This is a genomic window from Streptomyces sp. Xyl84, from assembly GCF_059731885.1.
The window spans coordinates 34,977-49,924 of record NZ_AP029184.1 but is presented as its reverse complement, the minus strand read 5'-3'; the positions used below and the strand labels follow the sequence as shown (position 1 = coordinate 49,924).

Annotated in this window: 17 protein-coding genes and 1 pseudogene; 9 read left to right on the top strand and 9 right to left on the bottom strand. The window is 66.8% G+C overall.

What is annotated here, in order from left to right; translation table 11 throughout:
- Window positions 1–36 precede the first annotated feature (36 nt).
- Window positions 37–600: a DinB family protein gene (locus tag AC6I72_RS38205; RefSeq protein WP_498006558.1), complete on the bottom strand. Its 564-nt coding sequence runs from the start codon at window positions 598–600 to the stop codon at window positions 37–39.
- Between the two features lie 374 nt (window positions 601–974).
- On the opposite strand from AC6I72_RS38205, the gene AC6I72_RS38200 reads away from it, so the two are divergent.
- The gene (locus AC6I72_RS38200; RefSeq protein ID WP_498006556.1) at window positions 975–1,562 is read left to right on the top strand and encodes a hypothetical protein; all 588 of its coding nucleotides are present in this window, start codon (window positions 975–977) and stop codon (window positions 1,560–1,562) included.
- 44 nt (window positions 1,563–1,606) lie between these two features.
- On the opposite strand, the gene AC6I72_RS38195 is transcribed toward AC6I72_RS38200, so the two are convergent.
- The gene (locus AC6I72_RS38195; protein WP_498006554.1) at window positions 1,607–2,170 is read right to left on the bottom strand and encodes a transposase; all 564 of its coding nucleotides are present in this window, start codon (window positions 2,168–2,170) and stop codon (window positions 1,607–1,609) included.
- A gap of 184 nt (window positions 2,171–2,354) precedes the next feature.
- On the opposite strand from AC6I72_RS38195, the gene AC6I72_RS38190 reads away from it, so the two are divergent.
- A protein-coding gene (locus AC6I72_RS38190; RefSeq protein WP_498006504.1) for an IS630 family transposase occupies window positions 2,355–3,433 on the top strand; the annotation gives its coding sequence in 2 pieces (ribosomal slippage) (window positions 2,355–2,856 and window positions 2,856–3,433; 1,080 coding nt in all).
- Here the strand turns inward: AC6I72_RS38190 and AC6I72_RS38185 are convergent.
- Both AC6I72_RS38185 and AC6I72_RS38180 read right to left on the bottom strand, forming a co-directional pair.
- Entirely contained in the window at window positions 3,425–4,348 is a 924-nt protein-coding gene (locus AC6I72_RS38185; protein ID WP_498006552.1) for an ISL3 family transposase, read from the bottom strand. The genes AC6I72_RS38190 and AC6I72_RS38185 overlap by 9 nt on opposite strands.
- An 880-nt stretch (window positions 4,349–5,228) precedes the next feature.
- The gene (locus tag AC6I72_RS38180) at window positions 5,229–6,470 is read right to left on the bottom strand and encodes an IS4 family transposase (protein ID WP_498006551.1); all 1,242 of its coding nucleotides are present in this window, start codon (window positions 6,468–6,470) and stop codon (window positions 5,229–5,231) included.
- Between the two features lie 855 nt (window positions 6,471–7,325).
- Between AC6I72_RS38180 and AC6I72_RS38175 the strand changes: the two genes are divergently transcribed.
- Window positions 7,326–7,535, top strand: coding sequence for a hypothetical protein (locus AC6I72_RS38175; protein WP_498006550.1), 210 nt, complete (start codon window positions 7,326–7,328; stop codon window positions 7,533–7,535).
- A gap of 78 nt (window positions 7,536–7,613) precedes the next feature.
- Here the strand turns inward: AC6I72_RS38175 and AC6I72_RS38170 are convergent, their stop codons facing one another.
- Window positions 7,614–7,850: a hypothetical protein gene (locus AC6I72_RS38170; protein ID WP_498006548.1), complete on the bottom strand. Its 237-nt coding sequence runs from the start codon at window positions 7,848–7,850 to the stop codon at window positions 7,614–7,616.
- Window positions 7,851–8,046: 196 nt separating this feature from the next.
- Here AC6I72_RS38170 and AC6I72_RS38165 point away from each other — a divergent pair, with 196 nt between their 5' ends.
- The gene (locus AC6I72_RS38165; RefSeq protein WP_498006546.1) at window positions 8,047–8,244 is read left to right on the top strand and encodes a hypothetical protein; all 198 of its coding nucleotides are present in this window, start codon (window positions 8,047–8,049) and stop codon (window positions 8,242–8,244) included.
- Window positions 8,245–8,733: 489 nt separating this feature from the next.
- Here the strand turns inward: AC6I72_RS38165 and AC6I72_RS38160 are convergent, their stop codons facing one another.
- On the bottom strand, window positions 8,734–9,063 hold the full coding sequence (locus tag AC6I72_RS38160) for a hypothetical protein (protein WP_498006545.1): 330 nt from the start codon (window positions 9,061–9,063) through the stop codon (window positions 8,734–8,736).
- On the opposite strand from AC6I72_RS38160, the gene AC6I72_RS38155 reads away from it, so the two are divergent.
- Window positions 9,062–9,370, top strand: a complete 309-nt coding sequence (locus AC6I72_RS38155) for a transposase (RefSeq protein WP_498006543.1) — start codon at window positions 9,062–9,064, stop codon at window positions 9,368–9,370. The two genes, AC6I72_RS38160 and AC6I72_RS38155, sit on opposite strands and share 2 nt — an antisense overlap.
- Entirely contained in the window at window positions 9,367–10,239 is an 873-nt protein-coding gene (locus AC6I72_RS38150; protein ID WP_498006541.1) for an IS3 family transposase, read from the top strand. Before AC6I72_RS38155 ends, AC6I72_RS38150 begins: the two co-directional genes overlap by 4 nt.
- Here AC6I72_RS38150 and AC6I72_RS38145 read toward each other — a convergent pair.
- The 3 genes and pseudogenes from AC6I72_RS38145 to AC6I72_RS38135 form a co-directional block, all read right to left on the bottom strand.
- Window positions 10,215–10,550 (bottom strand): hypothetical protein, encoded by a 336-nt coding sequence (locus AC6I72_RS38145; protein WP_498006540.1) that lies wholly within the window; start codon window positions 10,548–10,550, stop codon window positions 10,215–10,217. The genes AC6I72_RS38150 and AC6I72_RS38145 overlap by 25 nt on opposite strands.
- Window positions 10,532–11,136 (bottom strand): annotated as a pseudogene (locus tag AC6I72_RS38140) (winged helix-turn-helix domain-containing protein); the annotation flags it as partial. The gene AC6I72_RS38145 and the pseudogene AC6I72_RS38140, both read right to left, overlap by 19 nt.
- A gap of 186 nt (window positions 11,137–11,322) precedes the next feature.
- Window positions 11,323–12,407, bottom strand: a protein-coding gene (locus tag AC6I72_RS38135; protein ID WP_498006538.1) for an IS630 family transposase whose coding sequence is annotated in 2 segments (ribosomal slippage) — window positions 11,323–11,882 and window positions 11,882–12,407 — 1,086 coding nt in all. Because the reading frame shifts where the segments join, the coding sequence is not laid out codon by codon here.
- Window positions 12,408–12,504: 97 nt separating this feature from the next.
- Between AC6I72_RS38135 and AC6I72_RS38130 the strand changes: the two genes are divergently transcribed.
- The 3 genes from AC6I72_RS38130 (at window position 12,505) to AC6I72_RS38120 (ending at window position 14,898) form a co-directional block, all read left to right on the top strand.
- Window positions 12,505–14,106 (top strand): outer membrane protein assembly factor BamB family protein, encoded by a 1,602-nt coding sequence (locus AC6I72_RS38130; protein ID WP_498006536.1) that lies wholly within the window; start codon window positions 12,505–12,507, stop codon window positions 14,104–14,106.
- Between the two features lie 185 nt (window positions 14,107–14,291).
- A complete protein-coding gene (locus AC6I72_RS38125) occupies window positions 14,292–14,708 on the top strand; it encodes a hypothetical protein (RefSeq protein WP_498006534.1) in 417 nt (138 codons plus the stop codon).
- On the top strand, window positions 14,701–14,898 hold the full coding sequence (locus AC6I72_RS38120) for a hypothetical protein (RefSeq protein WP_498006532.1): 198 nt from the start codon (window positions 14,701–14,703) through the stop codon (window positions 14,896–14,898). Before AC6I72_RS38125 ends, AC6I72_RS38120 begins: the two co-directional genes overlap by 8 nt.
- Window positions 14,899–14,948 lie beyond the last annotated feature (50 nt).

The following is a 14,948-nucleotide window of genomic DNA, read 5'->3' as shown; positions in this document are numbered from 1 at the left end:
TTGGCTGGTCGACTGCTGCTTGGCACCGCACCCGGCTCATATTCGGTGCGGTGCGGCTCCGTCCTGCCAGCGGTAGAGGTCGCGCAGCAGGGAAATTTCGGAGCCGTGATGGATCAGCTCCCTGTTGACGTGCAGGACCCTGTTCTCCATGGGTAACGGCTCGGGCCCCATCGCGGGCGGATTGTCCAGGTCGGCGTCCGAGAGTTCGCGGACCCCCGCGTTCCATCTCCCGTACATCTCATCGAGCTGTTTTAGCGCCTCGTCAGCGGTTCCCGCGTAGGCGAACGCCTCGGCGTCGAAGTCCTGGCCGTCGAAGTACCACTCGACCCGATAGGCCAGGCACGAGACGATGATGTGCGCCAGCCGCCAGGCAATCGTGGTCACCGGCGCCGGCTCTGGGGCCGGGGACGCGAAGTCCATCGTCCAGTCCCCTGAGCCCGCCGACATCGGTGTGGCCGACGTGCCGCGTGGGCGGATGTTCCAGCAGCCGCGCACCGGCTCCCAGAAGTACTCCTCGTCGGTAAGACCGTCCAGCCGTGGCCGCAGGTTCTTGCGCCAGTACCAGTCCAACTGCTCCGCGAGCCGCTCGCTTCTTGTCATTGCCGCACACTACAGACCCGTCGAACAGAGCGTGCCGGCCTGGTGGCCGCAGGAAGACTCCGGCTATGCCGTCCGACAGCGCGACCTGGGATTTCTGGGCAACAGGACACCGGTCTCGATGTTGCCGGTTGCGCTGATGAAGTCGTCGTGATGGTGCGAGAATTGGGCTGACTTGAGGGCCCGGTGACTTCTCGGCGGCACTGCTGGTGGCGACTTTTGAATCTGGTTCTGACCGCGATTCCGTGAACGATCTTGGTCTGGTGTAATGCCGGGGTGATGTCGAACGCCGGAGCTGGGGTGGCTCGGTTGTGGGTGGGGGCAGGTGGAGAGATGGCGGCAGCAGAACCTCGGGTGCTGTGATGGGGCCGGACCGAGTGGGCTGGGAGCTGATCCCCCTGGAAGGCGTCGGGCCGCTGTGTTTTGGCATGGGTATCACCGAGGTCGCCGCAGCGCTGTCGGGCATGACCGAACTGAATCGGTTCCAGGCTGATCCATCATTTCGGGAGATCCTGGGCCTGGAGTTCGGCACGGGGCCGGCGGAGCCTGCCGTGTACGCCTACCTCGTCGAAGGCCAGATGTTTTGCGTCGCCGTCGACGCGGCCCGCGGGCCCCAGGTGATGCTCTGGGGAGAAGAGTTGACCGGCTGTGTGCCAGCTGACCTTGAGCGGTTCCTCTTGCATGCTCATGACTGCGGGGTGATCGAGGTGTCGTACGGGCCGCGGGGGAACCCGGGAACCAATGGGCTGGGTCTGGTCGTGCGGGTGCAGGAGGTCGCCGACGGCGTGGTGACCCGGCCGGTCATGGTGAGCCGGTCCTGGGCCGACCGGTGCACCGACGACTGGGAAGGCGCGATCCCGGAGTGCGAATGGGTGGGCCGTCAGTGGACGTACCCAGGCCATTCAGAGCACTGGCCTCCACCTGGGCACACGCCGAACTGGCATGGTTGGCAGCCGCCTTTCTAGTCCGAGTCGCTCTCTCGATGAGCTCGGCTCGGAGGTTGTGAAGATCACGGCTGAGTGAGGATCCGGGTCCGCAGATGGCGGAATGGGGCCCGGCCGTACATGGCTCTCTTGATCGTTTTCACGCGATTGACGTGGCCTTTGACCTTGCCGGAGCTCCATTCGTAGGTGAGTCCGGCGGTGACTGCGTCGAAGTCCTGGCGGAGGAATGCGGCGAACTTGGCAACCGGGACAACGTCGGACCGTTCGGCCTGGCGGATCCAGACGGACAGCAGTTGGCCTCGGCGGTTGCGGACGAGATCTGTGAAGACCCGGGCGAGGTCGCAGGCCCGCGCGATATCCGGGCAGGCGAGGCGGGCCTGGACGAGGTGCTCGATCTCCTGGGTGCTGAGGCGGTTGCGGTTGCGCATGATCCATGAGGTGATCCGGCGCGGGCTCGGAATCTCCGCTGGTGCGGCCAAGGCCGTGCCGGCTTTCAGGGTTCGTAGGTAGGGGGTGAGTGTCGAGTAGCCGCCGCGGAATCCGCGTTCGCGGATCTGGCGGAACAGCACGCGTCCGTGGGTGATGCCTGCGGCGTACTGCTGCTGCAGGTACGGCTTGAATGCATCCAACTTCTCGGGGCGGCGGTCTCGGGCGCTGTTGAGGAGGTGGTCGAGGCTGGTGTCGCGGTAGCGGCGGACCGTCTTTCGGTCGAGGCGGAGGCGGCGCGCGATGTCGCTACTGACTTCAGCTCATCAGGGTGAATCTTGACGAAGTTTCTGAAGGGCCTGGAGCGGTGCCTGTATTCCGTGGTGTGTGAGATATGCGGATGGGGGCGGGCTGACCGCTGCGGGACGTCGGCGCCGGGAATCGGTGCGAATGCAGGCGGCCGAGCTGTTCGAGCAGAAGATCAAGCCGCCGGGGGTGGCACGGCGGCTGCGGGTGAGCGTGAAGTCGGCGTACCACTGGCACCAGTTATGGCGGGATGGCGGTCGTGAAGCACTTGCTTCTCGCGGCCCGAGCGGATCCCGTTGCCGGCTGTCCCCGCGCTGCCTGGAGAAACTGGCTGCGTACCTCGATGAGGGCCCGGCTGCACACGGCTGGGTGGAGGACCAGGTGTGGACCGCATCGAGGGTGGCCACGCTGATCGGCAGGAAGTTCCACGTCTCCTACAGCGTCTCCGGCGCGACGAGGCTGATGCACCGGCTCGGCTTCAGCCCGCAGGTCCCCGCACGCAGGGTCGCCGAGCGCGACGAGCAGGCCGTGACCGCGTGGAAGGAGGGGACCTGGGCGGAGGTAAAAGGGCCCGGGCGGCCTGCGGGGGCTACATCTGCTTCGAGGACGAAGCAGGGTTCACCCGGAAGCCGCCCCGGGGACGAACCTGGGGCCGGCGAGGGAGCACCCCGGTCGTGACCGTCAGCGGGCGCCGCTCGGGGCGTCTGTCGGTGGCCGGGCTGATCGCGGTACGGCCGGGCTCGCGCACCCGGCTGTGCCACCGTCTGCGCACTCACCGAACGGGCAGCAGCGCACGCCGCAGCATGGGCGAGCGGGACTTCATCGCGCTCGTCGACGGCGTCCACCAACTCGTCAAGGCACCGATCGTGCTGGTCTGGGACCGGCTGAACACCCACGTCTCCCACGCCATGCGCGAGCTCATCGCCGAGCGTGAGTGGCTGACGGTGTTCCTGCTGCCCGCCTATTCGCCCGACCTCAACCCCGTCGAGTGGGTATGGGCACATGTCAAGCGCAGCCTGGCCAACCTCGCCGTGGTCGCGCTCGACCGGCTCGAAGCCCTCGTCCGCAACCGGCTCAAGCGCCTTCAGTACCGGCCCGGCACCCTCGACGGTTTCATAGCCGGCACCGGCCTGACCCTCGACGAACCCGCGTCACCTTGACCAGCCGAAGTCAGTAAGCGGGTGACCGGCGGCAATCATGCGCGTGACTTCGGCGTGGTGGTGGAGAACGCGTTGGATGATGCGCGTGGGCGGCAGGGCGTCCACCAGCGGCATCTGGGTGGGGCGGTCGCCTCCCCGCTCCGCGTGCTTCTTCAAGCATGGCCGGTGCTGATGGCACGTCTTCTCAACGGCGTCGGAGAGGTTCTGGAGCAGGTGCCAGCGGTCGGCGATCTCCAGCGCGGCCGGGGCGGCCTCCTTGATCGCCTTCGTGTAGCTGCTGGCTCGGTCGCGGCAGATGATCTCCGCTCCAGGGTGGGCCGTCAGCCAGGCGGCGAAGGTCTCCGAGGTGCGGTCGGGCAGGACATCGATCACCCGTCCGGCCTCGACGTCGACCAGGATGGTGCCGTACCGGCGCCCGCGGCGGAAGGCGAACTCGTTCACCCCGAGGACCCGTGGCGCCTGCCCTGGCACCGGCGGCTCCTCCAGGAGCCCCACCAGGCGGGTCCGACCCGCCGCCAGGTTCAGCTTCCGGCACACCCGTTCCCCGCGCCGGCCGCCGAGCTCGACAGCTATCGTCGCCAGCCATTCCTTCAGCCCGAGGCTGGAGCGGCGGTAACGTTCCGTCAGCCGTTCGACCTGCTCGACGAAGGTCCTGCGGGAGCATGACTTCCGGTCGCAGAAGAAGCGCCGAACCCGCAGACGCAAGACCAACTTGTGCCCAGCCGAGGGGCGTTCGGACAAGCTGCGGCAGTAGGTCGAGTGGATTCTGCGCCCCTGCCACCGGCAGTTCGGGCAGCACGGTGGTCGCCCGCACGCTGCGGCATCGACGAACAGCAGCGCACCGGTGACCATTACACCCTCCAGTCGCACGTCGATCCCGGGAAACAGCACGTCTTCGATCGAAGAGGTCCCCATGATCGAGAGCCGCCCCGAGTGAACGTTCCTGCATTCACGCCCTGCTCTGGACTTTCACGGAATCGCGGTCAGAACCCTGAATCTCCCCACCCGGTGCTCGTGGGACAGACCTGCTCGGCGAGATTCCCCACCCACAAGGGCTCTTATTGGCACGCCAGCGCACCTGATCGCTGACAAGGCGATGGGGCACGAAACCACCGGGCGAGAGGCGATCAAGTATGCTGCAGGGTCTGCCATGACTGGTGGATTCCAGGGTGGGTACAGGCAGAGATACGGCGGTGGCCCGGCGACTGTCATCGGCGGAGCTATCGTCCGCGGACTGGCAACCGCTGGGCGAGTGGTAATCAGAGGACGCGATCGTCGTTGAGGCGGTGTGCGGGATGCGTCGTTATGGGGCATCCCGCACTCTCGTCTACTTGAGGCGTGAAAGGTAACGCCAGTGAATTTCGCGAGAACTGTTAAACTCGGTAAATGGAGAGACCCTGCTGAGCAAGAAGCCGTCTATGGACAAGCGTCCACGCCCCTAAACGTTGTCCCGTAACTCGGGGCGAAGGCTGATGGGCCACCACAGCCGGATCGACTTGCCCGCTTCCGTCCCGACTCACAGCCTCAACGGAATCCCGGCCAAACAGGTCGAACCGGACGCTGGTAAACCGTCTCCAGAGTTGCGGGACAGCCCTTAGGAGCAATACCGGTGATTTAGTTTGCTTTCCGGCTGGTTGAGGTGGCCTTGGTTGGCCCGACCAGCCGGACCACCGGAGTGTCTGGCCGTGGTGGGCTGTGGTGCTCGACTCGCTTGAGGGCCCAGTTGGACATCTTGCGTTTGATCACACGCGGGTTGGAACGCAACCGCCTTGCGGGCAGCAGTCGTTCGGTGATCTCACGCAGGCTCTGAGCGATGCACCGGGCCAGTCGCGAGGGGGGAAAGCGCCGCCTGCCCGGTGACGTGGCGGCGGACGACGCGAAGGGTTCGGGTGAAGGAGAGCCGGTCAGGATCGTGCCCGGCGTGGAGAGCGGCCTGGTGCATCAGGTCCCGCAGCGCGTGGTGGACCAGCAGGAACGCGAAGATCTCCTGTTCGACGCCGCGTGGGTGCTGGGAACGCAGCACCATCCCTGGGGCACCCTGGTGGTTCTTGATCTCGTCCAGGGTGTTCTCGATCTCCCACCGCTGGGCGTAGAGGGCGGCAAGCTCCTGGGCCGGTGCCTGCTCGGGGTCGAGGATGGTGGTGATCAGCCGGTAGACGGTGCCGTCACCGCCGGATGGGCCAAGGGCGTACTCGATCACCCGCACCCGCTCGGGGTCCGCGCGTCGGTGATGGTCCCGCGCGGCGACGATCTCCGACAGGTAGGAGCCGTCCGCGAGGGTCTCCAGGACCGGCAGCACCACGACGCTGCGGACCCGCCACAGCAGGTCCGCACCGCCCGCCTTCGCGGCCCGCCACAGGTCGAGGCCGCAAAAGCCCCGGTCGGCGAGCACAAGCATGCCCTTTGTCAGCGCGGAAAACAGCCGCCGGGACAGGTCGGTCTCGTGGACCCTGAGCGGTCCGACCTCGGCCGCGAAGACGGCATGGGTGCCGCACTCCGCCAGGGCCGCCACCCTCGCCTGCGGATACGCACTGCGGCCCTGCCCACGACTGGTCCCGGGACGCCCGAAGAACTGCGCGTTCGCCGCGGTGTCCGGAACGTCGAAGACCGTGCTGTCCACCGCGACCAGCCGCCATCGCCGGTACCAGGCCCCCTGCGTTCGCGCGTTCGCCACCGGCCGGCACACCCGGCCGAACAGGGCCCGCAACGGCTCCGGCCCGAGCCGCAACCTGGCCCGCCCGATCGCCGCCGTCGTGGGCACCCGCCAAGCGGTCGCCCACCGGCCCTCACGCTCCAGCCCCTGAACCAGAAGCCGGGCCACCTCTTCATAGCCCTGCCCGAAGAACAAGCACATCGCCAGGACGAAGTAGACCACCACCCGCGCCGGCAGCAACCGCGTCCGCTGCTCGACTCTGCCGCACTCGGCGACCACCTCGTCGACCAGCTCCGGCGGAAACGCCCGCGTCAGCACACCCAACGCGATCCGATCCGAGAACCGACCAACCCCCGACGACTTCACCTGACCCGGCCTTGGCACAACCCATCAACGACCAGAACCCACCAAAGTCACCGGTATTGCCCTTAGGAGAGGTTTTCCTGGTTCGGTCTCCAGGCGCGCGTACCGACCCTGTCTCGGCTGCAGAGCGACACGAGCGCTGGACGCTCAAGACGTCTGTCGGTCACATTATGGAGATCCCTGATTTCGGAGCGCCGGGCGTGGTCTCTCGGAGGATTCTCCAACGGGGCACATCCGGATCCTTGAATGGCAGTCACTTCGAGATCGACGTATCCTCCGCTCTGCTCCGCTCGAGCAGGAACGTGACAATGCAAGGGTTGGGTATCGTCTTCACTCCGGGGGGATTGAGTGTGGAACTCCGTGAGAGCGGAAGCCGGGTGGCGTTGAGGCGGTCGGGAAACTGGGAACTGGAAGGTGCTTCCGTAGGCGCCACTCTCAGCGTTTGCCTTTTTGAATGGGCGGAGATGGACTATTTTTTGCGTACCCCATTCTTTCGAACGCTTTAGAGTTGGGCCCATTCTGAAAGCTGGCAGGCGAGCATTACGTGGGGTTCGACACTTGCAGTAGTGAGGGGTCCGAGACGACGTCAGCGGGTGCCGGGTGTTCAAAGGATACAGGGGCGCATTTTCCGTGTAGGCTCTTTACGGAGCGAAACGGCTGCCCTGGCGAGCCGGGCGACTTCTGCGGAGAGAGCGGCTGAGGGGAAGGACGGGAGTCCTGCTGTTCGCCGAGATCAGAGAACCAGTCCGTAGCTTGACGCGCAAATCGGGCGTTGTATCCATCCGGGAGGATGGAGTCGAACTCTGTTTTCGGGACAACAGCACCAGGGCACCGAAGTTCGTCGAGCTCGAACCTGGGGTTCATAAGCTCGCATTCATGGTGATTCGCCTGCGGTCGAGCAGGACCAGCTCGTTCTGGATGGCTGTGGAGCTCGGCCCAGGAGATGTATTTGTCGCTGTCTGCGATCCGATGCAATTCAATACCTTTTACCGGAAGAGCCCGCAGGTCGATTCCTGGGCGGTGCGAGGCGGCCGGGTGGTCGGGGGCCCGCACGACCCGGCGAAGCCCTGGGAACAGGAGATGTGATGCTGCATTTCGTGTGGGCTGTGGCGTTCTTGTTCTCGATTTCATGGCGCTGTACTACTGCAACCTCGCCCTCAGGGTCTACGACCTCATCGCGACGATCACACCGGGCGGCCTACCCGGCCCTCGGTTCACCCCGGACCACCTGAGGCTGGTCTGGGCGGCGCGCAGCTGCTCCCAGTCGACCTCGGGGTGGGCGGGGACGATCGCGTCGACGGATGCCGTGGTGTAGAGCGCGACGTCGACGGCCCCGGCCCGGCTGGTGCCGAAGCGGACCTCGATCGACTGCGGTGAGCGGACCCAGCCGAGCCGGACCATGTGGTCGAAGTCGGCACGGCGTCAAGCCGACGGGTTCGCGGATTCCTGGAGGGGAAATCCACGGAACTGAAGGGTGGATGTGCATCGGAAGGCAGAGTAGCCCGTGAGTTCCGGGATGTCGGTTGGCTTCGTTCCTGAGATTCGACAGCGGGGGGCGGCTGGGTGGCGCGCTGCGCCCTCACGTACGTTCGGGCCTATGACGATCCCTGAGCCCCCGGCCGGTGGCCGCATGAGCGGCTGGTGGACCTATCTGGACGAACGGACCTGCCGACAGGTCGATGCCGATGTACTGCGCGATCGTCGACTGTCGGCGGTCAGGTCCGTTTGGGAGGCGCTGCGTCCTCTGGGGGTAGGGCTGCACGAGGCCGAGCGGGTGGTCCACGCGCGGGTATGAGGCTCTTGGTGACCGAGTGCAGCACACACTTCCGGATCCGCTCGACCTCCCCTCACTTGCGGCTCGCGCCGCGGCTCTCCCAGGTCGCGTGGCGGCGGTGGAGGCGCTGTGGGACGGCGATACCGTGCATGACTGGTTCGTTGTCCTGCTCGCGGTCTTGGATGCCCCAGAGGGGGAGGGTCACCTGGCGACGTCTACCGACGCCCAGGCGGTGCTGCTCCTGGCGACGCCGCCACCAAAGCCGGCCGGACGCTGGCCAGCCACCTTGGTGTGCCGTTCCACTTTGCTTCTCCAGACATCCCTGACGACGACGCCCCGCGCTGGCGGGCGCTCCAGCGACCGGTGGAAGGGCCGTGAACCAGCGAGGCGACCTCAAGAGACCGGGCCATCCGATGTCTCCGTTCTCGTGAACATCGTCCCAGGACGATCCGGCTGCCTCCCAAGACAGTGAACGACTACTCTCCGAAACTCGCGAACAGAGCCAGCCGCTCATGCCCGAGTCGGGTCCTTGATGAAGCGGTGGGGGTGGGCCGCTTTGACGTACTTCACCGCCGTATCGGGAGCGATCCCAAAGACACGCATGAGGTGAACGGGGTCGGCGGTCTCGTGTGCCTCGTCGAGGATCCGGTCGATCCTCAACTTTTCTGGCTGTAGGTCAAGTTGCGTGAAGAGCGGCTGGATGCCGTACTTGGCGACCGGTGGCCCCTCCGGGTCAAGGCGGGTGACCTGCGTGACGAACAGATGCGGGTTTGGGCTTGATCCGCTTTGACGGACATCGCAAATCAGGGGCTTCGGTCCCAGAAGGATGATGTCCATCATGGAGAGCATGGGGACGAAGAAGCCGCGTCCTCGCCGCTCGTTCACGCCGGAGTTCAAGGCCGAGATCGTCGAGCTGTGCCGACGCGGTGACCGCTCGGTCGGTCAGGTCGCCAAGGACTTCGACCTGACCGAGACCGCGGTGCGTGACTGGGTCAGGCAGGCCGAGGTCGATGCCGGCGAGCGTGACGGTCTGACCAGCAGCGAACGCGAGGAACTGGCCCAGTTGCGGCGGGAGAACCGCCGGCTGCGGGAGGACGTGGAGATCCTCGAGCGGGCCACGGCTTTCTTCGCGAAGGAGACCCGGTGACGGTGCACCCGTTCATCGAGGCGGAGAAGCAGGCAGGTCACAGCGTCAAACGGGCATGTGAACTGCTCAAGGTCTCCCGTGCCGCCTTCTACGCCCGCCGCGCCGGCACCCCCGGTCCCCGGACCGTGCAGGACGCGGAGCTGACCGAGCAGATCACCACGGTCCACGCCCGGTCCCGGGGCACCTACGGGGCCCCGCGCATCCACGCCGTCCTCAAGCGTGAGGGGACGAGCTGTGGCCGCAGACGCATCGCCCGGCTGATGCGGGCCGCGGGGCTCGCCGGCCGGCACCGTAGACGACGACACCGCACCACGATCCCCGACCCGCACGCGGCCACCCGCCCGGACCTGGTTCTGCGCGACTTCCGACCCGACCCGACCGCGGTCGACACCCGCTGGTGCGGCGACATCACCTACATCCCTACCGACGAGGGCTGGCTCTACCTGGCCACCGTCATCGACATCGCATCCCGGCGAGTGGTCGGCTGGGCCACCGCCGACCACCTGCGCACCGAACTGGTCGCCGACGCACTGCGAGCCGCCTGCCACCAGCGCCGCCCCGCAGGTTCCGTGATCTTCCACTCCGACCGCGGCTGTCAATACACCAGCCGTGAACTCACCTTGCTGGCGGACGAGTTGGATGTCCGGCTATTCGTTGGTCGCACTGGCCAGTGCTGGGACAACGCGCTGGCCGAGTCGTTCTTCGCCACCTTGAAGAACGAGCTGATCGCCACCCAGCCCTGGCCGAGCAGGTCCGCCGCCCACACCGCGATCTTTGAGTGGATCGAAAGCTGGTACAACTTGCACCGACTCCACAGCAGCCTCGACTACCGCAGCCCCGCCGACTACGAGGCCGCACTCGCAGCCTGACCACCACACCGCTGGTGTCCGTCAAAGCGGAACAAGCTCAAGGCGTTGGCGAGGGGGACGGTGTGGTCGAGGTCGAGCTGGGAGGCTGCGGTCGCCTTTTTGCCGTCGTAGACGGAGACCCGGTGGCCGGATATGGCCCGGCACTGGGCGTCGCGTTTCACGTGGGTGCCGTCGCGGTTGAGGATGGTCTCGCGGGTGTCGCAGTGCTCGCCATGCTCGGCCCAGTGCGGGAACTTCGCCCGCGAGTAGCCGCGCATCGAGGCCGGTGCCGCCGTCTTCAGCCCGGCCAGTTCCTTCCGCGCGAACGACACGGTGGGCAGATTGGGCAGCGTCGACTTGTGCGCCCGCCCTGCGCCGCCGGCCGGTGCCCGGCCTCGTCCTCGAAGGCGATCCAAGCCCCACGCTCCGCCGCGGTGCTCTTACCCGCGGCCATGTCTCCTTCTTCCACACCTCGACCGCCTCGTCATCGCGCTCGATCGCGCGCATGGTGGGCTCCTGCCAGCTCCAGCCGTGGCGCTTCAGCAGCCGCCAGGTGCCCTCGACCGTGTAGGAGACGTGGAAGAGCCGGCCGATCAGCGTCTTGATCCGCGCCAGTGTCCACCGTTGGTCCGCCCAGCCGTGAGCCAGTGGACCACGCTCCAACTCCCGCTCTAGCCTGACGATCTGGGCGTCACTGAGCCGAGGTCTTCCCGGCGACCCCTTCGACAGGACTCCCGCCTCGCCGCCCTCGCGCCAGGCCCGGCGCCACCGCTCGACCGACCGCACGCTGATCCGCAGGGCAGCGGCAATCTCTGCGTTCTTCTGCCCGCTCTCAAAACGCTCCACGGCCTGGAGCCGTAACCGCTCCCGCGTGGTCCTCTCGGCGTCGGTCAGCCCGCCGCCCTGCGCATACCTCACACCCAACGACTATCGGTGCCGACGGCCAGCTGTCAGACGAACGGCACCGACATCACTCAATCAAGTTCAGCAGCGAGGACGGAGCTGTGCAGGTTGCGATTGGGTTTCTGCCAACTTGATCCACCGGCCCTCCTGGGACCATGGACATGACTATCGCCGTCCCAGGGGGGCCTCTGTATGAGCGCGTTACTGAGCTTGTTGGCGTGGTGTCGTCAGGGTGAGGCCGGTTTCGGCGAGGCATCCGTCGATGAGGTTGCTGCGGTACTGGATCTGGCGGAGGCCATGCCGGAGGGTGCGTATCAGGTGGTCTGGGTCGGTGAAGGCGGTGTTGGCCTGGCTGGTGCGTCGTAGCAGTGACCAGAGGCCCTCGACCGGGTTGAGGTCGGGGGCGTAGGCCGGCAGGAAGTAGCAGGTGATCCAGTCGTGAGCGTCGATGAACGCTCTCAGCCGGGCGTCCTTGTGGACGTTCAGGTTGTCCCAGACGAGCACGATGGGGGCACCGAGCTGCTGGTGGGCGGCGATGAGCAGGTCGCGGTAATCGGTCCAGGTGAAACTGCGTCTGCCGCCCCGCTTGTGATCGACGTGCCGCTTGGGCCGGTAGATCAGGCGTGAGCGTTCGCCCGGCTTGTAGCAGGCCAGGGCCGCGATGGAGAAGCGGCGCTGGGAGCGTCCCCGCACGCGGATGAGGGGTGTGTGACCGCGCTGGGCCCAGGTTCGCGTGGTGGGCGGCGTCATCGAGAAGCCGGCTTCGTCTTCGAAGCACAGCCAGGCCCCGAGCGCCGCCGCGGTGTTTCCACGTGGGGCCAGGTCTCCTTCACCCAGCCTGTGACGGCTTCTTCGTTGCGCTCCACAGCGCGGCGGGCGGGGACCTGGTGGCTGAAGCCGTGCCGGTGCAGCATCTTCGCGATGGCCGAGAGGGACATGCTCTTGTGGAACCGGCGCCCGATCAGCGTCTTGATCCGCGTCAGCGTCCAGATCTGGTCCGGCCAGCCGTGTGCGACCGGGCCCCTGGCCAGCTCCTGTTCCAGTACCGCGAACAGCTGCTCGCTCAGTTTGGGCAGCGACACCGGACCCATCGAGCGAAGACCGCCCGCGCCTGCGTCCTGCCAGGCCAGGCGCCACCGCTGAACGGAGCGCACGCTCACCCGTAAGTCCTTGGCGACCTCGGCGTTGGAGGCGCCGGCGCCGAACCGTTCGGCGGCCTCCATCCGGATCCGCTCACGAAACGCCTGCCGTTCAGGCGTCAGCCCACCACCCTGCGGATACCTCATACAACCGGCATACCGCGACGATCACACCCCGTCAGCCCCCAACGACAACACGCCAACAAACTCAGTAGACGATCTCGCCTCAGCCGTGGTCCAACTGATGGCAACCGCCGCCACAGCGGCTGCCACCGGCGTAGGCAGCGCCGCCGCCTCGTCGGTAGGCGACCTGGTTCGCAACCGGCTCACGGGCGCCGGGCAAAGCGCGACTGTGGACACGTTCGACGCGGCCCCGCAGGAGCCTGCAGCCCGTGCCGGCCTCCACAGCGCCCTCGTATCCGTGATGGCCACCGACCAGACCTTCGTCGTCCAGCTCACCAGCGCCATGCCTGCCGCTGAAGGGGCTCCTCAGCCCAGCCCGGCTCCGGCTACCAACTTCGCCTCCGGTGGGGGCGTCACCATTCAAGGAACGGGCAACAAGGCCCGGGGAAACTTCGCCGGCCGCGACCAGATCATCAACAACATTCGCAAGGGCGATGCACGGACGCTGACGTTGCTCGCCCTGGTCATCCTTGTTCTGGCACTCGCCGGCTATGGCGGTGTGCATCTCGTCATCGGCAGGGACTCCCCGTCGACGAGCGGGAAGGGGATGACCGGCGAGGCCCCCGGCAGCACTGCCGACGGCCACGGGGGCCCGGCCAACAGGCCGTCGTCCGCGCCGACTGCGGCGTCGACAGCAGCCGTGCTGTGGTCGATTCCCAAGAGGCCATGGGCGTTCGCCTCTCCCGTCGTTAGCGAGGGCAAGGTCTACTACCTGAGCTCCAGCCACTCGACGGGCGAGATTGACCTGTCGGTGGTCGACGCCTCCGGCAAAACCGTTGAGTCCACGCTGCACATGGATGATTTGATCGGGCCGCCCAGTGCTCTGGCCGTATCCGGCGGGACCTTCTATCTCATCGACGGCGACGGCGTTCTCCACGCCGGCAACGCCAAGGGAATGCTCTGGGAATACCCCACCGGCGGCCCTCTTCAGGAACCGCTCGGGGCGCCCACGGCTGCTGATGGCATGGTGTTCGTCGGCGGCTGGGACCACGTCCTCCACGCCGTGGACGCTGACACCGGAACGAAGCGCTGGTCGTTCACCGCCAAGGACCGCATCGTCTCATCTCCAGCTGTCAGCAACGGCGTCGTCTACGTAGGCAGCCGCGATGGCCACCTCTACGCGCTGGACGAGGCAACCGGAAAACAGCTGTGGGCATTTCCCGGCGGTGAGCCGTTCTACAGCTCCTCGCCCGTCGTGTCCGAGGGCACAGTCTTCATCGGCGGCACCAAAGGCACCTTCTTCGCGGTGAACAGCGCCGACGGATCGGAACGTTGGAAGTTCCGGACCGAGGGCACCGGAGAGGAAATCTCCTCCACGCCCGTGGTCTCCGGCGGCCTGGTCTACTTCGGCAGCCACGACACGAAATTCTATGCTCTCAATGCGTCCACCGGCACGAAGCGCTGGTCCGTGTCCACCGGCGACTTCATCTCCTCCTCACCCGCCCTGTCCAACGGCGTCGTCTACTTCGGCAGCTGGGACGGCAAACTGCGCGCCGTCGACGCAGCTACCGGCAGGAAACACTGGACGTACACCAGTGAGGGCGAAGTAGTGGGCAGTCCGGCCGTCAGTAAGGACACCGTCTTCATCGCCACCTGCAGTAACGGCGACGAGGGAGACGACAGCCTCTCGGGTAAGGGCCACCTGTACGCCCTGCGCCGCTAAATCGTCTATCGGCATCAGTGGATCCTCGGCTCACCACAGCGGCGAATTTTGTGGTAGCAAAGGCGCACCTGCCGCCTCGCCCAGCACTACTCCGAGCGTCGCCTGGCCTCCATGCGTAACCTCTGATCGCCGACGCTGAACGGAGGCCTCAGCGAGCGTTCAGCCAGACGCCGCCGTACGCCACGATGGCACTGCCGACGTTCACGGTGATGGTGGGCAGTCTGCTGTCCTACCCGACGGGTGTAATCGCAGACCTCCACCCCGACGAGGACCTGGACGCTCTCCACCGGCTCGCGCGCAGCGCGACCCGCGCCGTACTGGGGGAGGATGCCTGGCGGTACCCGTTCGGCGTGCCCCACCTCACTACCGCCTACGCCCACGGTGAGGCCGACTCCGACCAGGCCCAGCGGCTCCTGCGCCGCGTCCGTCCCGGCCATGCCCCGCTGTGGGTCACCGCGGTGGATCTGGTCGACGTGACCGCCACCACGACCGCCAGCGGGAAGACGATCACCTGGGAGCTGGTGGAGCGGATCCCGCTGGGTGGTGGGGAGGCGGGGAGGGCGCAGCATGGTGCCGGTCTGTCATCCTGGGGGCGTGTCTGACCAGCGTTTCCACCTCACCCTGATCACCGGGGGCCGCCCGGCCGCGCACGGTTGGTGGGCGAGTGAGGAGACCGCGCGGCGGAAGTTCACCGTCTGGGTGGGCGAGTACGGCAGCCTGCCCCAGGCCCGCGTCTCCCTCGTCGACGAGACCACGGGCGCCGTGGTGACGGCCTGGCCCAAGGAGCCGTGACCGCCTCTCCGGACGGGACCGCGTTACAGGCACGGGACGCAGACCCTCCG

What these genes read in the sequence shown, in the direction of transcription:
- AC6I72_RS38205 (WP_498006558.1), bottom strand. Translation starts at nt 600, where the DNA reads ATGACAAGAAGCGAGCGGCTCGCGGAGCAGTTGGACTGGTACTGGCGC.
- AC6I72_RS38165 (WP_498006546.1), top strand. Translation starts at nt 8,047, where the DNA reads ATGACGATCCCTGAGCCCCCGGCCGGTGGCCGCATGAGCGGCTGGTGG.
- AC6I72_RS38185 (WP_498006552.1), bottom strand. Translation starts at nt 4,348, where the DNA reads ATGGGGACCTCTTCGATCGAAGACGTGCTGTTTCCCGGGATCGACGTG.
- AC6I72_RS38160 (WP_498006545.1), bottom strand. Translation starts at nt 9,063, where the DNA reads ATGATGGACATCATCCTTCTGGGACCGAAGCCCCTGATTTGCGATGTC.
- AC6I72_RS38125 (WP_498006534.1), top strand. Translation starts at nt 14,292, where the DNA reads ATGGCACTGCCGACGTTCACGGTGATGGTGGGCAGTCTGCTGTCCTAC.
- AC6I72_RS38175 (WP_498006550.1), top strand. Translation starts at nt 7,326, where the DNA reads ATGGTGATTCGCCTGCGGTCGAGCAGGACCAGCTCGTTCTGGATGGCT.
- AC6I72_RS38155 (WP_498006543.1), top strand. Translation starts at nt 9,062, where the DNA reads ATGGAGAGCATGGGGACGAAGAAGCCGCGTCCTCGCCGCTCGTTCACG.
- AC6I72_RS38170 (WP_498006548.1), bottom strand. Translation starts at nt 7,850, where the DNA reads ATGGTCCGGCTCGGCTGGGTCCGCTCACCGCAGTCGATCGAGGTCCGC.
- AC6I72_RS38130 (WP_498006536.1), top strand. Translation starts at nt 12,505, where the DNA reads ATGGCAACCGCCGCCACAGCGGCTGCCACCGGCGTAGGCAGCGCCGCC.